At 39.3% G+C, this 16111-nt stretch carries 15 protein-coding genes; 7 read left to right on the top strand and 8 right to left on the bottom strand.

Annotated features, from left to right (window positions below; genetic code table 11):
• A partial coding sequence (gene glgB / locus AAF462_02825; protein MEM7008045.1) for a 1,4-alpha-glucan branching protein GlgB occupies positions 1 to 1230 on the bottom strand: 1230 nt, incomplete at its 3' end.
• Between the two features lie 213 nt (positions 1231 to 1443).
• Here glgB and AAF462_02820 point away from each other — a divergent pair.
• Complete coding sequence (locus tag AAF462_02820; GenBank protein MEM7008044.1) at positions 1444 to 3900, top strand: glycogen/starch/alpha-glucan phosphorylase; 2457 nt, start codon at positions 1444 to 1446, stop codon at positions 3898 to 3900.
• Between the two features lie 169 nt (positions 3901 to 4069).
• On the opposite strand, the gene AAF462_02815 is transcribed toward AAF462_02820, so the two are convergent.
• The 3 genes from AAF462_02815 to AAF462_02805 form a co-directional block, all read right to left on the bottom strand.
• Positions 4070 to 4792 carry a methyltransferase domain-containing protein gene (locus AAF462_02815; GenBank protein ID MEM7008043.1) on the bottom strand — a complete coding sequence of 241 codons (723 nt, stop codon included), beginning with the start codon at positions 4790 to 4792 and terminating at the stop codon, positions 4070 to 4072.
• Positions 4789 to 5268, bottom strand: coding sequence for a GNAT family N-acetyltransferase (locus AAF462_02810; protein MEM7008042.1), 480 nt, complete (start codon positions 5266 to 5268; stop codon positions 4789 to 4791). Before AAF462_02810 ends, AAF462_02815 begins: the two co-directional genes overlap by 4 nt.
• Positions 5269 to 5397: 129 nt before the next feature.
• Positions 5398 to 6141, bottom strand: a complete 744-nt coding sequence (locus AAF462_02805) for a hypothetical protein (GenBank protein ID MEM7008041.1) — start codon at positions 6139 to 6141, stop codon at positions 5398 to 5400.
• Between the two features lie 289 nt (positions 6142 to 6430).
• On the opposite strand from AAF462_02805, the gene AAF462_02800 reads away from it, so the two are divergent.
• The 3 genes from AAF462_02800 (at position 6431) to AAF462_02790 (ending at position 10026) form a co-directional block, all read left to right on the top strand.
• A complete protein-coding gene (locus tag AAF462_02800; protein ID MEM7008040.1) occupies positions 6431 to 7714 on the top strand; it encodes a glycosyltransferase in 1284 nt (427 codons plus the stop codon).
• A 118-nt stretch (positions 7715 to 7832) separates the two neighbouring features.
• Positions 7833 to 8933, top strand: a complete 1101-nt coding sequence (gene ychF / locus AAF462_02795; GenBank protein MEM7008039.1) for a redox-regulated ATPase YchF — start codon at positions 7833 to 7835, stop codon at positions 8931 to 8933.
• Positions 8926 to 10026, top strand: coding sequence for a quinone-dependent dihydroorotate dehydrogenase (locus tag AAF462_02790; GenBank protein ID MEM7008038.1), 1101 nt, complete (start codon positions 8926 to 8928; stop codon positions 10024 to 10026). Before ychF ends, AAF462_02790 begins: the two co-directional genes overlap by 8 nt.
• 1 nt (position 10027) lies before the next feature.
• On the opposite strand, the gene argJ is transcribed toward AAF462_02790, so the two are convergent.
• From argJ to mgtE, 4 genes are all read right to left on the bottom strand, one after another.
• Positions 10028 to 11206 (bottom strand): bifunctional glutamate N-acetyltransferase/amino-acid acetyltransferase ArgJ, encoded by a 1179-nt coding sequence (gene argJ, locus AAF462_02785; GenBank protein MEM7008037.1) that lies wholly within the window; start codon positions 11204 to 11206, stop codon positions 10028 to 10030.
• Positions 11203 to 11910: a DNA repair protein RecO gene (recO, locus tag AAF462_02780; protein ID MEM7008036.1), complete on the bottom strand. Its 708-nt coding sequence runs from the start codon at positions 11908 to 11910 to the stop codon at positions 11203 to 11205. The genes argJ and recO overlap by 4 nt, the downstream gene beginning before the upstream one ends.
• A gap of 4 nt (positions 11911 to 11914) precedes the next feature.
• A complete protein-coding gene (locus AAF462_02775; GenBank protein ID MEM7008035.1) occupies positions 11915 to 12400 on the bottom strand; it encodes a hypothetical protein in 486 nt (161 codons plus the stop codon).
• Positions 12401 to 12466: 66 nt separating this feature from the next.
• Positions 12467 to 13819, bottom strand: coding sequence for a magnesium transporter (gene mgtE / locus AAF462_02770; GenBank protein MEM7008034.1), 1353 nt, complete (start codon positions 13817 to 13819; stop codon positions 12467 to 12469).
• Between the two features lie 96 nt (positions 13820 to 13915).
• Between mgtE and AAF462_02765 the strand changes: the two genes are divergently transcribed.
• The 3 genes from AAF462_02765 to AAF462_02755 all read left to right on the top strand — a co-directional run.
• On the top strand, positions 13916 to 14758 hold the full coding sequence (locus tag AAF462_02765) for a 4-hydroxybenzoate octaprenyltransferase (GenBank protein ID MEM7008033.1): 843 nt from the start codon (positions 13916 to 13918) through the stop codon (positions 14756 to 14758).
• Between the two features lie 2 nt (positions 14759 to 14760).
• Positions 14761 to 15312, top strand: a complete 552-nt coding sequence (locus tag AAF462_02760; protein MEM7008032.1) for a UbiX family flavin prenyltransferase — start codon at positions 14761 to 14763, stop codon at positions 15310 to 15312.
• An 83-nt stretch (positions 15313 to 15395) separates the two neighbouring features.
• Positions 15396 to 16111, top strand: a 716-nt coding sequence (locus tag AAF462_02755) for a UbiD family decarboxylase domain-containing protein (GenBank protein MEM7008031.1), incomplete at its 3' end; no start/stop codon positions are given.

Here is a 16111-nt window from a genome sequence, read left to right as displayed (position 1 = left end):
ATATTTTCTATGAATCGGGTCTTTGCTGAAATATTCTAAAGTATCATTCATCCAGCCCATGTTCCACTTCATACCAAACCCTAGACCACCCGCGTCTGTCGGTCTGGAAACCATAGGCCATGCCGTAGACTCCTCTGCAATGGTCTGGATTCCTGGATAAGAGATATAGATAGATTGATTAAGCTCCTTTATCAGATTGATCGCCTCTAAATTCTCGTTTCCTCCATGTTCATTAGGAATCCACTCTCCATCTTTTCTGCTATAGTCTAAATAGAGCATAGAAGCAACTGCATCTACCCTGATGCCATCTATATGATATTTATCAAACCAAAACTGAGCGCTACTGATCAGAAAAGATTTAACTTCATTTCTTCCATAATTGAATATGTAGCTGTCCCAATCAGGATGGTATCCTTTTTGGGGGTCAGCGTGCTCGTATAAATGAGTGCCGTCAAAATTATAAAGACCGTGCTCATCACCCGGGAAATGAGAAGGGACCCAGTCAAGAATAACTCCTATATCGTTTTGGTGCAGATAATCGACCAAATACATAAAGTCCTGAGGAGTGCCGTACCTGCTGGTGGGAGCAAAGTACCCGGTGGTTTGATATCCCCACGATCCATAAAATGGGTGTTCCATTACAGGAAGAAATTCAACATGCGTAAAACCTGTTTCATTTAGATACTCTGAAAGCTCAACTGCAAGCTCTCTGTAGGTAAGTGGTCTGTTTCCTTGCTCAGGCACTCTTCTCCAAGATCCGATGTGTACTTCATAAATTGAAAATGGAGAATTTAGCGAATTTCGTTTTGCTCTGGTATCAATCCAATTCTTATCTTCCCAATTGTAACTAAGATCCTTTACAACTGAAGCTGTTTTTGGCGGGGTCTCCCAATAAAAAGCATAAGGGTCGCCCTTATAGACTTTATAGTTATTTTCTTTTGAAACGATGTTGTATTTATAAACTGTTCCATCGCCTATATTTGGGACAAATCCCTCCCAAACACCCGACTCATCCCACCTTACGTTTAGTGGATGTGACTCTTCATTCCAGCCATTGAAATCTCCAATAACCGATACATATTCTGCATTGGGTGCCCAAAGTGCAAAATGAGTACCCTGAACACCTTCAAGCTCTACAATGTGTGCGCCTAGCTTGTTATATAGGTTTAAATTATTACCCTGTTTAAATAAATAGATGTCGTATTCAGTTATGAAATTTGAATGATTCATGACATTTGCAAGCTTTTTCATCGGATATTAAGAAAAATTTTATTCTATGATGTTGTGCAACCTATTATACCCAGTAATATTAAAAGTCTAATCATAGGGTTAATGGGGTTATAATATCTATTGATAATATTATTAGATATTGTTATGTATTATCTTGCTCACCGTTTAAAAATGCATTTGTCCCACATATAAAATAAGAAGAGGTATGTATTAATGCTCAAGACCAATATCAATTTTGCTCGTGAGACAAGCTACTTAAGTGAGAGAATTATTGAATACTTAAAGTATTCAAAGGGTAAGAAAATCTCTGATGCTTCATCTGATGATATATTTTATGCCCTTGGGCTTGCTATCAGGGAAATGATGATTGATAGCCTGTTTGTAACTGAGGAGAGGTATGCAAATAAAGATGTAAAGCGAATGTACTATCTCTCTTTGGAATATCTAATCGGCAGATCCTTATCAAACAATTTAATAAACCTAGGAGTCTTTGACTTAAGCAGAGATGCACTTAAAAAGATAGGGATAGAACTATCCGATCTTATAGAAACGGAGTCCGATGCTGCGCTTGGCAACGGCGGACTGGGAAGACTTGCCGCATGCTTTTTAGACTCAATAGCAACCCTTGGGCTTCCAGGATTTGGATACGGAATTAACTATGAATTCGGAATATTTAAACAGAAGATAGAAAACGGTTTTCAGGTAGAACAGCCGGATTTTTGGCTCAGGGAAGAGTCACCCTGGCTAATAGAAAAAGCTGATGAGGTCTGTATTGTTCCTCTCTATGGAAGGGTCGAGATTGAAAAGGATGTAAACGGAGACTATAGGCCATTTTGGAAAGATTGGAAGTTTCTCTACGGCGTTCCTTACGATATGCCAGTTGTAGGATTTGGGGGAAACACTGTTAACTACCTAAGACTATATTCAGCTAGGGCCTCAAACGAATTTGATATGAACATTTTTAACAGCGGCGATTATGTGAAAGCTGTTGAACAAAAAACAACATCCGAAGTAGTATCAAAAGTATTATATCCCTCTGATACTGTTGAGCAGGGTAAAGAGCTAAGAGTAATTCAGGAGTATTTTTTAGTATCATGCTCAATCCGAGATATTATACGCAGATATGCCAACCAAAATAAGAATTTTGGCAAATTTGCTTCAAAAGTTGCAATTCAGCTTAACGACACACATCCAGCACTTGCAATAGTAGAGCTCATGAGAATTTTGGTTGATGAGAACGGTTTATCATGGAATAAAGCATGGAATATCACTCATTCAACCTTCGGCTATACAAATCACACTCTTTTGCCAGAGGCTATGGAACGCTGGCCGCTTTCTGTGTTTGAGAGAATACTTCCAAGACACCTTGAGATTATATATGACATAAATGAGCGTTTTCTAAAAAAAGTTACAGCCAAATGGCCTAATGATGTGGATCGTATGAGCAGGATGTCAATCATAGAAGAAGGACACAACAAGCAAGTTAGGATGGCAAACCTTTCTATTGTGGGGAGTCACTCAGTAAACGGAGTTGCAGAGCTTCATTCTAAACTAATTACAACTGATCTTGTCCCTGATTTTTATGAGATGATGCCAGAGAAGTTTAACAACAAAACCAATGGTATTACACAGAGAAGATGGCTTTTAAATGTAAATCCTGACCTCTCTGCTCTAATTACAAAGACAATTGGCAATGGATGGATCACAGATCTATACAAATTGAAATCTCTTGAAGATCATATAGGAAATGACAGCCTTAAAAATGAGTTTGAGCAGATTAAAAATAGTAATAAAGAGAATCTAGCCAAATACATTTTTGATCAAACTCATATAAAAGTCAGTGCCGAGTCACTTTTTGATATTCACGTAAAACGAATCCACGAATATAAGCGCCAGCTCTTAAACGTAATGCATATCATTCATCAGTACTACAGCATAGTAGAGGACGGGCTTACTCTTAAAGTTCCTAAGACTTATATCTTTGCTGGAAAAGCTGCGCCTGGATATTGGGCAGCTAAAAACATTATAAAGTTGATAAACAATGTAGCAGACATTGTAAACAATGATAAAAGAGTTGGTGACCAAATAAAAGTTGTGTTCCTGCCAGATTATAAAGTATCGCTTGCAGCAAAGATAATTCCGGCAGCAGATGTCAGCCAGCATATATCTACAGCAGGTAAAGAAGCCTCTGGGACCAGCAATATGAAATTTGCACTAAACGGCGCTCTTACAATCGGCACTTTAGACGGAGCCAACATAGAAATTATGGAAGAGGTGGGTGCTGAAAACGTATTTATCTTCGGTCTTAAATCTGAGGAAATAAATGAGCTCATACAAAAAGGCTCCTACGACCCATATAGTTTGTATGAAAATAATAATTACATAAAGAGAGTTATGGACTCGTTTAAATCTGACGCACTTTGTGCAAAAGAGCCGGGGATGTTTAATTGGATTTATGAATCTTTGGTACACAATGGCGATGTGTATTTTCACTTAGCAGATTTTGAATCTTATTTGCTTACGCAAAAGAAAGTTGAGCTTGAATTTACCGATAAAAGTAAATGGATGGAAAAGGCCATTTTAAATGTCGCCCGCATTGGAAAATTCTCTAGCGACCGCACTATATCAGAATACGCGAAAGATATATGGAAGATTAAAAGCTGTACCTAATAGCGTGTTTTTTTGCAGAGAAAATTCTAACTAAATGTTAGATACACAGAGAGTATAGCAAAAATAACTATTGCCAGAACGAAAAGAAAAGCACCTGCGCTTTGTTGATCACTCATTACTGCCTCCCGATTTATAATATCAAACTGCCAATAATATAACATATCCCAAGTTATTTTATACCTACAAATGCAGCAAAGCATGAATTTTTATGGAGCACTTCCACTTTGCTAAATCCGACCTTTCCCATGAGCTCAAGCTGATAGGTGAGGCTCCTTGGTGAATCTTCTTTGTCAATATAATCAAATACCTGCTGCTTATATTCTGTGCCGCCCAATGATTCTAGGTGATCTGCATATCTATCCCACATAACACTGTGAATTGCATTATGGTGATGATATACCATATCGCTTATAAGTAGTGCACCGCCAGGTTTGAGCAGCATAAAGAATTTTTCAAATGCGTGCTCCCAATCTTTATCATCACGAAGATGGTGAAGCACTGCGGCTGCAATGATAAGGTCATAATGAGAATGGGGCAGGGCGAGCTCTCTAAAGTCCCCATGGAATATTTTTATATTTCCTGCGTTCTCTTTTTCAATCCGCTCTTTCGCCCTATTAAGCATAGGAAGGCTTATATCAACAAGATCACAGTTGATCCCTGGTTTTTCTCTTAGTATAGATATTGTGTTGTTGCCCGCCCCCGCCCCTATGTCCAATAGATTTTGGGCCTCTGGTTGAATGCTTACTGCAACTTTGGTGATAAGCTCAAGCATGAGCGGCGCATCCACAACTGCGGCCTGTCCTGTATCCAGGTTTGAAAAGCGTTCTACATCGTCATCAAATCGCTCTTTTATCTCATCGACAGTTGATTTTTTATTAAGTGGTGTTTTCATGTCAGCATCTCATTAAGTTTAGAAGTAGAGACAACCATGGGCACGTGAATAACTCCATAGATTGTTTTTTCATTTTCAAACTGTATAAAGCCTAAGCTCTCGTAAAAGGCTACCGCGTATCTTGAGGAATTTACAGTAATTTCATCAGCTGTTAATGTGGACAACGCGTTTTTGACTAAGCTTTTTGCAATACCTTTTCTGTGATGTGACTTATCCACATAGAGCATTGATATGTGGCTGTTGCCTTTAATCTCTATAACCCCTGCAATGCTGCCATCTATTTCTGCAATCATAGCTAAGTAGTCTGACTTAAGTCGTTTTTTAAATTCTCGGGTATTTGCATATCCGAAGAATTCCTCAATCCCCTGTTCTGAAAACTCGGGGCCAATAAATTCATTAAAAGATCTAGCAACAAGATTGCACACCTCTATTTCTTCGCCTTTTGCCATAGACCTATAGTTAACTGTTTTGTTCATAAATAGTAATTCCAATATATATGAAAAAGTATCTTATTAAAGGGCAGCTACTTAGAAACTAGAGTTCATAGAATTTTTTCATGACAAATGTAAAAGGGCCTAGTTAGCTACTAGGCCCTTTTTAATTTCTTATTGAGGGATCTTATTTTGAGCACAGAAAACTATCATTCTGTAATTATATGACCCAGAGGGGTCTGTCCAAGTCTTAGTGCAATCTCCGATTACAGCGCTGCCCGGGGTTCCTTTAGGATTCATTTGAAGCATATTTGCGAGCTCTGCTCTAGCCTCTGTCTGAGTTCTGATGCAGTAATTTTGCATATCAGTATTATTTGCCCATCTTGCGCCGCACCACTCAGCGATGTAATCAACGGTTGTCGCATATTCAGGGATTAGACTCGGGCTTGCGATTAGGGTATTTACTTCTGCAACCTGCTGATCTGCTTTTGTGATATAGCCGGTTGCGCTGTTCACAAGTTTTCCTTTCATTGCGTAGTCTTCATCTACACATGCAGAAGCATACAAATTTAACCCTGTTGAGTAGTCGTTAAGAGCTTCCATTGATTTTATGTGTAGGGGCTTCATTTTTGTAGGGGGAGCAGTTGAGCTTAGTCTGCTTATTAAAGAACCTACTATTTCTTGGTAGAAACCAAATTCATTAACACACTTATCTTGAGGCGCAGATTGAAGTCCAATTGCAGTTTTACTCACTTTGTCACCGACCTGTGAAAGCTCAGTCATAATTGCATAGAGTTTTTGAAGATATGCATTTTGCGACATTTGGGCCTGAGAGTTCTGAGGCTTTATAAAACTAAGTGAAAACATCAAAATAAAAATTGCTGCAGTATAAAGAAAATATGAACGTATGTTTGACATGGTTAAACCCTCCAGGTTTTTGGATTTTTTTACTTTTATCATTATATCTCAAACCATCAAGATATTCTTAATATAACTAACATATTTTTGTTAAGTATTGATTAATAATGCGGCTTTCATTGCTTATAAATTAAGCTATAGATTTTTTGAAAATCTAGTTTATATTTCACGTTTTTTAGTAATAACTAATAAACACTGAAGATCTCCTAAGTGGCATCAAAGTTGCAATATGTTTAAGTAACAAAATTTGATACAAATCTTATTGGCTAAAGGAGATAGGGGAGAAAAAATGATTTCTGAAATTATAAATCCGTCCAAAATAAAGTCGGCAGACATTGTTGTAGGCATACCGTCTTACAATGAAGCTGATTCTATATTTTTTCCAGTTGAGCAAGCAAGTAAGGGGCTTAATATATATTTTCCACATCAATCCTCAGTGATCGTAAATGTCGATAACTGCTCTGAGGATGGTACAAAGGATGCTTTTTTTAATACACCAACCAAGGTTCCAAAAATCTACGCTTCAACCGAAAAAGGAGTACGAGGTAAAGGTAGAAACATCCGTAACCTTTTTGAGATAGCTACAGGACTAGGAGCAAAGTCTATTATTCTATTAGACGCAGATTTAAAGAGCTTAACGCCAAGGTGGATTAAGTATTTTATGGAGCCTCTAACTGACGGATATGATTTTGTTGTGCCTATTTATATGAGACACAAATTTGACGGAACTATTACAAACAACATTGCATACCCAATGCTAAGAACTCTATTTGGCTTAAGAATCCGCCAACCCATAGCGGGCGACTTTGCCATATCAGGAAGACTTGCCAACTGTATGCTTTCTGAGCCGACATGGGACGAGGATATTTATAATTTTGGAATAGATATTTGGATGACCAGCGTTGCAATATCAAGAAACTTTAACGTGTGTCAGGCATTCCTTGGCTCTACAAAGACTCACAGGCCTAAAGACCCCGCAAGTGATCTGGGGCCAATGTTCTCTCAGGTTGTCGGGACAATCTTTAAGTTGATGAAAAATTTTGAGTATGTATGGAAATACATAGATGAATCAAGACCAAGCGTTATTTACGGCTTTGGACTAGGTCAATCTGGGGTTAGCGAAGAGGTAAAAGTAAATACAGATCTTCTTCACAAATCATTTATACAAGGTTTTGAGGATTATGGAGAGATATGGCAGCAGGTGCTTATGCCGTCTAACCTTCAGGTTATAAACCGCCTGGGCGAAGCAGATATAGAACAGTTTCACTATGAGGATGATGAATGGGTGAGGGTGCTTTTTGACTTTGCTCTTGCCTCTATTTTCAATGACGAGATTGATAATGAAAAACTTCTCGAAGCTCTAATACCTCTTTACTATTCTTGCACTTTATCTTTTGTTAACAGGGTATCTAGTATGGATGATGCGGAAACTGAGCTCTATCTTGAAGACAGATCACGAAGGTTTGAAGAAACTAAGTATTATCTAATGGAAAGATGGAATCAGATGACGAGGCAAAACGGCAATAGCAAGTTCTACGATATGCTGTCTGGAAAAGAGCCGCATCACGATTAGTCCTTAGGGCCTTATAGAACTCATTTAGTCCACCTTGACTCAAACACGCCTTTAGGTAGCATAAGCCTGTAATTGCATACCTATAAAATTCAATTACTCAGAGGATTTATAAAATACCATGGGACTAAAATGCGGAATAGTTGGGCTTCCTAATGTGGGAAAGTCCACGCTCTTTAACGCTCTAACCAATGCAGGAGCAGAAGTAGGGAATTTCCCCTTTTGTACAATTGATGACAATGTAGGGATCATAGCCATTGCAGATGACAGGCTGCATACGCTAGCAGATATTGTTAAGCCTGAGAAGATTACCCCCACATTTTTAGAGATGGTAGATATTGCGGGTCTAGTTAAAGGAGCATCAGAGGGAAAGGGCAGGGGTAATGCATTTTTAGCCAGCATAAGGGAAGTCGATCTTATTCTTCATACCGTTAGGTGTTTCGTGGATGACAACGTTATGCACGTCGAAGGCTCAACGGGAGCCATTAGAGACATTCATATTATTGAAGACGAGCTCCTTTTAAAAGACCTTGAAACTGTTGAAAAAAGAGAAGAAAGGTTAATCTCGCAATCTAAAAGCGGAGATAAAACAACTAAGGCAAAGCTTGAGGTTGTATCAAGCCTAAAAGAATTCTTGGAGAAGGGAAATAAGGCAATTAACTTTCCCAGAGATGATCAGTCCGCTGAAGTGATTAGAGAGATGTTTTTGCTTACTGATATACCAGTTATGTATGTATGCAATGTATCAGAGGATGACTTAGCTGATTCCTCAGGAAATGAAGAGGTAAATAAAGTAAGAGAATATGCGAGCACTCAAGACGCTGAGGTGATTGTCTTATCAGCTAAGATCGAGGCTGAAATTGCTGAGCTTGACTATGAAGAGAAGAAAATGTTTTTAGAGGAACTTGGAATTGAGAACTCGGGTATGGACAAGCTTATAAAAGTAGCCTATGAAAAACTAGGCCTAATAACTTACTTCACTCAGGGACCCAAAGAAGTAAGGGCATGGACTGTGACTAAAGATGCCAAGGCCCCTCAGGCGGCAGGAGTCATTCATTCAGATTTTGAAAGAGGCTTCATTAGAGCAGAGACGGCGTCATATGATGACTTTTTAGAGGCCGGATCAGAAGCAGCGCTTAAAGATGCGGGAAAGATGAGATCAGAAGGCAAGGATTACATTGTTAAAGATGGTGATATAATACTATTTAGGTTCAATGTATAAACAGATCGTAAGGCCTATATTAAATAAGTTTGACTCAGAAACTTTTCACGACCTGGCTCGTGAATCCCTTCATTTAGCAGAATACTCTCCACTTACTTTAAAACTCTTAGAACTATTCTCAGATAAGCACAAAAGATTACAAGACCCCAGGTTAAAAACCAGCTTGGGCGGATTGGAGCTAGAAAACCCTCTAATAGTAGGGGCGGGTTGGGATAAAAAGGGAAGAGCTGTACTTGCACTATGGCACCTGGGATTTGCCTCTGTAGAGGTGGGCTCAGTATTAGAATACGGTCAGCCCGGAAGCCCAAAGCCAAGGCTCTATATGGTCTCCTCGGGGGCAGCTATTAACTGGCTTGGTTTTAACAGTCCTGGTATGGATATCGTTGCCAAGAATCTAGATAGGTATAAAAATAGCCCCGTGCCAATTGGCATAAGCCTTGGGCTCAATAAAGACGTAGCGCATGAAGACGCCCCAAAAGCATATGCAGCTGTCACAAATAGAATGTATGAGTACGCATCATATTTCGCAATAAACATAAGCTCTCCAAACACTCCGGGATTAAGAAAGCTTCAGGAAAAGGATCATACAATTCTTCTTATACAAGCAGTTCAAAACGTAATGGATGAGTGCGGGGGTAGAAAACCGTTATTTGTAAAAATAGCTCCTGATCTCACATATGAAGCCATTGATGATGTGCTTGGGGTTGCTATAGATTATGGTCTATCAGGAATCATTGCATCCAATACTACAATTAGTCCAGATCTTAAAGGCAAATATGGGGAGAAGTGGAGAAACAGCCCTGGAGGGCTGAGCGGGGATGATGAAGATTACAGGAAAATTACAACAGAGATAATATCTCACATCTACAAACAGGCAGGGGATAAGTTGGATATCATGGGAGTTGGAGCAGTCAACAGCGCCGAGAGTGCAATTGAAAAAATCAAAGCCGGTGCAAAGGCCCTTCAGTTAGTGACTGCAATAAGAGGCGAGGGTACAGCAGTAGCGGGCAAGATCAATAGGGGCATCATAGAGTATTTAGACAAAGAAGGCGTCTCAAACTTGAGTGAACTTGTAGGAGTGGATACAAAATAGTTTATGTTCTATAGTGAGCGTTAATTTTTATGTACTCATATGTTAAATCGCTCGCGATCACAAATGAGCTTGCCTTACCGCTCTTTATATTGAGCGTAATTTCAAACTTAGGTTTTTTGAGTACCCTCTGAGCTTTTTTTTCATTGATCACTTCTTTAGAATTGCTTAAAATCTTCTCTTTATCAAAATATAGATCTATTTTATCAGGATCAAAATTAACTCCGGCCCTTCCGGCTGCAGCAACAATCCTGCCCCAGTTTGGGTCTTCACCAAAAAATGCGGTTTTAACAAGTGAGGAAGTTCCCATAACCCGTGCTATTTTTTCTGCGTCGCTCTGAGTCCGAGCGCCCTTAACTATTATCTTAACTACCTTTGTCGCTCCCTCTCCGTCTTTAACAATCATCTCGGCAACTTCGCTTGCTACTTCAGTGACGGCAGCTTCAAGTTTTTGGTACTCTGCTCCGCTTTCTTTGATCGCTATATTGCCAAGAGCACCGTTTGCGAGCATCAGCACTGTATCATTTGTCGAAGTATCACCGTCCACAATTATCTTGTTAAAAGAGTTGTTAACACAATTTTTGAGTGCTTTATTTAAAGCCCTTTTACCAACATTAAAATCAGTAAGTATGTAGGCAAGCATAGTTGCCATGTTGGGTGCAATCATCCCAGCGCCTTTTCCAATTACTGCGATTGTACCCCTCTTTTTTCCAATAGTTACTTTTTTGGATGCATATTTGGGAAACGCATCTGTTGTCATAATCCCCTCTGCCACATCTAAAAATCCATCGGGCCTCAATCCTTTAATTAGCGAGGGAAGTGCTTTTTTCATTTTATCTTTTGGAAGCCGTCCGCCAATAACTCCGGTAGATGAAGGGATTAAAAGACTCTCATCAATACCAAGCTCTTTAGCTGCGTCTTTAGAGGTCGCAATTGAATCTTTAAGCCCAGGCTTTCCAGTAAATGCATTGGCCACGCCGCTATTTATAAGTACAGCTTGGCAAACGCCGCTCTTAATTCTTTCCATGCCGAGCAGAACAGGAGGCGCTTTGACTATATTTGTAGTGAATACAGCGGCTGCTTTTGCAGGAGTTTCAGAATAAATTAATGAAAGGTCTTTTTTGCCTTTCTTCTTAACTCCTGACGAAACAGCATTTCCCAAAAAACCAGGGATCATAATCATAATTTAAGCTCCTCTATAAACTTGGCGGACTTTAATTCTTTTTCCGTATGGTGCTCAGTGAATTTTATAAAGAGTTTTATGTATTTTAGGACTTTTTCAAGGTTAGCATTCATTAATTCTTCATCAATTAGAAAATCTCTAGAAAAAATAAAGCCTTTTTTCTTCTCTCCTCCACAATCAAAACAAACTGCGCCCCCTCCCTTAATACTGAAATAGGAATCTCCATCTATTACTTTTTCGCATTTTGCACACGAGTTTAAATTAGGTTCATAACCTGAGATTGAAAGAGCTTGAAGTTGAAAATGCACAACTACTATTAGAGGATTTTCCTTTGAATTCATTCTTGAAAGTGCCTCAATCAACAACTCAAACATCTCAGGATTAGATAGTTCTCTAGGAGTTAATGCATCAGTTGTTTCTAAAATAAGGTTGCCAAATGAGAAGAGCTCAATGTCTTCTATGAATCTGCTAAATACTTCTATTGTCTCTGTGTCTTGGATGATTTTAAAATCTTTTCCAGTGTCTTTGAAGGTTAGATTGAAATGCACAAAAGGCTCAAGTCTTGCTCCAAAGCGCTTCATGCTGTTTTTAGCCCCCCTGGCAATTCCACTTATTTTCCCCAGGTCTTTTGTAAACAGACTCAGAATATAGTCAGAATCACGGTAAGGTATTTTTCTAAGTAATAAAGCTTCACTAGAATCCATAGTATTAATTATTGTCCTTCAATACTGCTTTTATAAAAGACCTAAGTTCAAGCATCTGATCATATGCCATCCTCTGACCAATAATTGCAATAATATAAGCCACAGTAATTAGTATAATAGATGCGGGAACAAGCCAGAATCCAGTAGTGTTCATTCCTAGTGATAGTTGAGAAAAGCCCAGTACCAGTCCGGCAACTCCCACAAGGATAGAGAATCCGTAGAAAGTAGCAAACATAGTCCAAATGCTAGGGCGTGGACCTAGAGTACACCTAATTTCTGTAACCCCTTTTTTCTCTTCTAAATCTAGACTAAGTTCCGGTGACCAAAAATGCTGATTTTCTTCAATTAGTGAAATTACAACTAAAGGTTTTACAAATTTCCCTCTCAATGCATTAGTATTATCAAGACCCTCTCTTAATTTAGACAGTACTTGCGATTTGCTAAGGTTGGTAGTGAAAGTATAGCGAGGTCTAATACGAATCTTTCTCATATTGAGAATTATAAACTACATTCATGGTAATTCTTTATGTCTAGATTTAATAAAGGTCCTGAGGGTTTAAAAAATCAGCATGGCTATAAATAGGTAGAACACGGAGCCGAATATATCATTGAACATAGTTAGAAATGGTCCTGATGCTGCGGCAGGATCAAAATGAAATTTGTGCAGCAAGAGTGGCGCTGCAACTCCTACAAAAGATGTGGCAAATGTTGCAGATACCATAGCTATAAATACAACTGTGGCCAATTTGAAAACTTCGGGTTGATTATAGCTAATTAGAGCTCCAATTAGAGCAGCGATCAGCCCGCATATGATTCCCAGAGTTAGACCGACTTTTGCTTCAGACACAATTACCTTAAAAATCTGAGTAATACTTATGGTTCCCATACCAATACTTCTTATAACGATAGTGGTTGTCTGAAGCCCGACATTACCTCCGGTTGCCATAATTGCCGGCATAAATGCTGCAAGAATTGCAACTTTCTCAAGTGTAGGCTGAAAAGCACTCACAATAATAAATGCAATGAATAACTCACCCACAAGTGTTAATAGGAGCCAAGGAGTTCTAAGTTTTAGTCTGGTTACAGTAGGTGTAAATAATGGGTGAAGACTATCTCCTACACCAGCAAGCTGGAGCATGTCTTCAGAGGCCTCTTCTGTGATTACATCTAAAATGTCGTCAGCTGTGATTCTTCCAAGCAGTACACCTGTACTGTCTATAACAGGCAGGGATAGAATATCGTATTTCTGAAATATTTTTGCCACTTCTTCCTGGTCTATGTAGGGAGTAACAGTAACCTCTACCGGCTGCATAATCGCTGTTACTTTTGTAGTAGGAGTAGCAAGCACAAGTTTACTAAGAGAAATTTCGCCGATTAATTTATCATGTTCATCAGTTACAAAAATCATAAGAAAATCTTCAACCTCATCGGCTATTAGTCTAATCCAGTTAATAGTATCTCTTACTGTTGAATTTTGACTGACCTTTACAAGCTCAGTCTGCATAATACCACCAGCTGTGTCTTCGGGATATTTAAGAAGCGGTTTTACGTCTTTTGCTTCTTCAGGATCCATTTTATCCAGCACGGTTTGCGCTGTCTGCTCTGGAAGCTCTCCTAATAGGTCTGCGGCATCATCAGAGTCCATCTCATCCGCATAGTCTGCGATCTTATCGGCATCAAAGTCCTCAAGGATGTCTTCTCTTTGCTCAGGATCCAGCTCTAAGATCACTTCAGAGGCAGTTTCGTTATCAAGAGCTTCAAGAATTTTAGGGTGGTCATCGGGATCGAAATTCTGAATAATGCTGGCAATCTCTGAGGGGTGTATGTTAGAAAGTGCGTCGCGAATACCTTCAATATTTCCTTTTATTAGGTCTTCGGAAACTCTTTGGGTTAGATCTGGTCTAGACATTTCTTATCCCCTAATTGAGATTGTTGGTAATTCTATAGAACAAGAAGTAAAAGTAAAGTAAATAGTTCGATTTACAGGTAAAATCCAATAATCCCAATGGATAAATTAAAACAGTATTCAAACTTTATAAAATTTGAGCACACGCTCTTTTCTTTACCCCTAATATTTGCAGGGGTTTTTCTAGCAGCTAAAGGGATTCCCAGCTGGAAACTGTTAGTGTTGATTATATTAGCAGGCACTGGGGCTAGGACAGCCGCTCTTGCCATCAATAGAATTTTAGACCGCAAGATTGATGCAAATAATCCAAGAACCCAGGATAGAGAGCTGCCATCGGGGAAAATCAGCCTTACTAAAGCCTACATAATTACTGTTCTAGGACTTATTCTTTACTTTGTCTCCGCATATTTGATTTGTAATCTAGTATTTCTGCTTTCACCAATCCCGCTTGTGATTTTCATTTTATACCCTCTAATGAAGCGTTTTACCCCTCTTTGTCATCTAGGCGTAGGTCTGGGATTGGCTATGGCGCCGCTTGGGGGCTATATAGCAGTTACATGTTCATTTGCCGAACTTGTGCCAGCTATTGCAATTTCGCTTTTTACGCTTTGCTGGGTGGCAGGATTCGATATTATATACGCCACTTTAGACGAGGAGTTCGATAGGAAAAACGGGATATATTCAATGATCTCGATTTATGGACGAGATATTGCATTAACAGTATCAAGCGCTTTACATCAATCAGCATTTTTCTTTCTCGCTTTCCTTTACTTCTTTATGTTCAAGACTATAGCGGCTGCCATATTACTAGTGGTTATAGGGGCTCTTTTATACCTAGAGCACAGGAAAGCCGATAATGTTGATCTAGCATTCTTTAGAATTAACATTTTAGTCGGCATTGCCGTCTTCCTTTTTGTGCTCGCTGGGCTATACTTACCATAGTTATGAGAACAATCGTTGGTCTAACAGGTGCTTCCGGAGTTGCATACGGGGTTGATTTTCTTAGAAGATGCCCAGGGGATAAATACGTAATAGCAAGCAAATGGGGCAAAAGAGTGCTAAATGACGAGCTTGGTCTTAAAATTCAAGAGCTTAAGCCGTGGGTTAATGAAATATATAGTGATAATGACTTAGGCGCTCCATTTTCATCTGGCAGCAATCACTTTGATGCCATGGTTATTGCCCCGTGTTCAGTTTCGACACTTGCCAAAATTGCAAACGGGATTGCTGATACATTGATTACAAGAATTGCGCAGGTAGCACTCAAAGAGAGAAGAAAATTAATAATTGCAGTAAGAGAAACCCCACTTAGCTCGATTGCGTTAGAGAACGCACTTAAGCTATCCCGTGAGGGAGTGATTATTGCTCCGATATGTCCCACAGACTACATGGGTGCGGATTCAGTAGATCAGATTATCGGTGGGTATGTCGACAAGCTACTGAATTTAGTAGGGGTTGAAACAGAAAACGGCTGGAGGCAAGACGAGCTCGAATAGCCTCATTTCTCTTATAACAATTTTGCAAATACAATATCCAACTTCTTGTTGTATTTATTCCAAAAATTAAAAGGTATTTGTTCATGGCCAAAAAGCAGTTTTATGACCTCAGAGAATTTATCACTTATTTAGAGAAAATCGGCGATGTAAAACACGTCAAGGCTGAAGTTGATCCCATTTTAGAAATCGCTGAGATTGCAGACCGCACTGTAAAAGAGGGCGGGCCGGCGCTTATATTCGAAAATGTCAAAGGCGCAGCATTTCCTTTAGCCATTAATCTCTTTGGAACTGAAGAAAGGGTTGAACTTGCTCTTGGCAGAAGACCAAGGGATGTAGGAGAAGAATTAGTTGAGCTCTTTCATAAATTAAATCCCCCATCACTTAAGTCCTTTTTCTCTGTTCTTCCTAAGGCATATGATCTTCTCTCAATGAGAACGAAAAAAGCAAAGTGGGGATTTTCCCAAGAAATTGAGGAGCAGCCAAACTTAAATAAGCTTCCTATTATTAAATGCTGGCCCTTAGACGGTGGACGTTTTGTGACTTTAGGTCTTGTGCTTACACAAGATCCAACTAATAACAAACGTAATTTAGGCATTTACCGAATGCAGGTTTTTGATGAGAAAACAACTGGTATGCATTGGCACGCACATAAGGGCGGAGCCGCGCACTACCACGAAGCAGGGAAACTCGGCAAGGATCTTGAAGTAGCTGTAGTTTTAGGCGGCGATCCAAAGATGATTTTCTCAGCGATCGCTCCTTTACCAGAAGGAATGGATGAGCTGGCGTTTGCCAGTTTTCT

It is taken from the genome of Thermodesulfobacteriota bacterium (assembly GCA_039028315.1).
Lineage (GTDB): Bacteria > Desulfobacterota_D > UBA1144 > Nemesobacterales > UBA2774 > CR02bin9.
The sequence above is the reverse complement of the archived record's forward strand: the minus strand, read 5'-3'. Positions and strand labels throughout refer to the sequence as shown.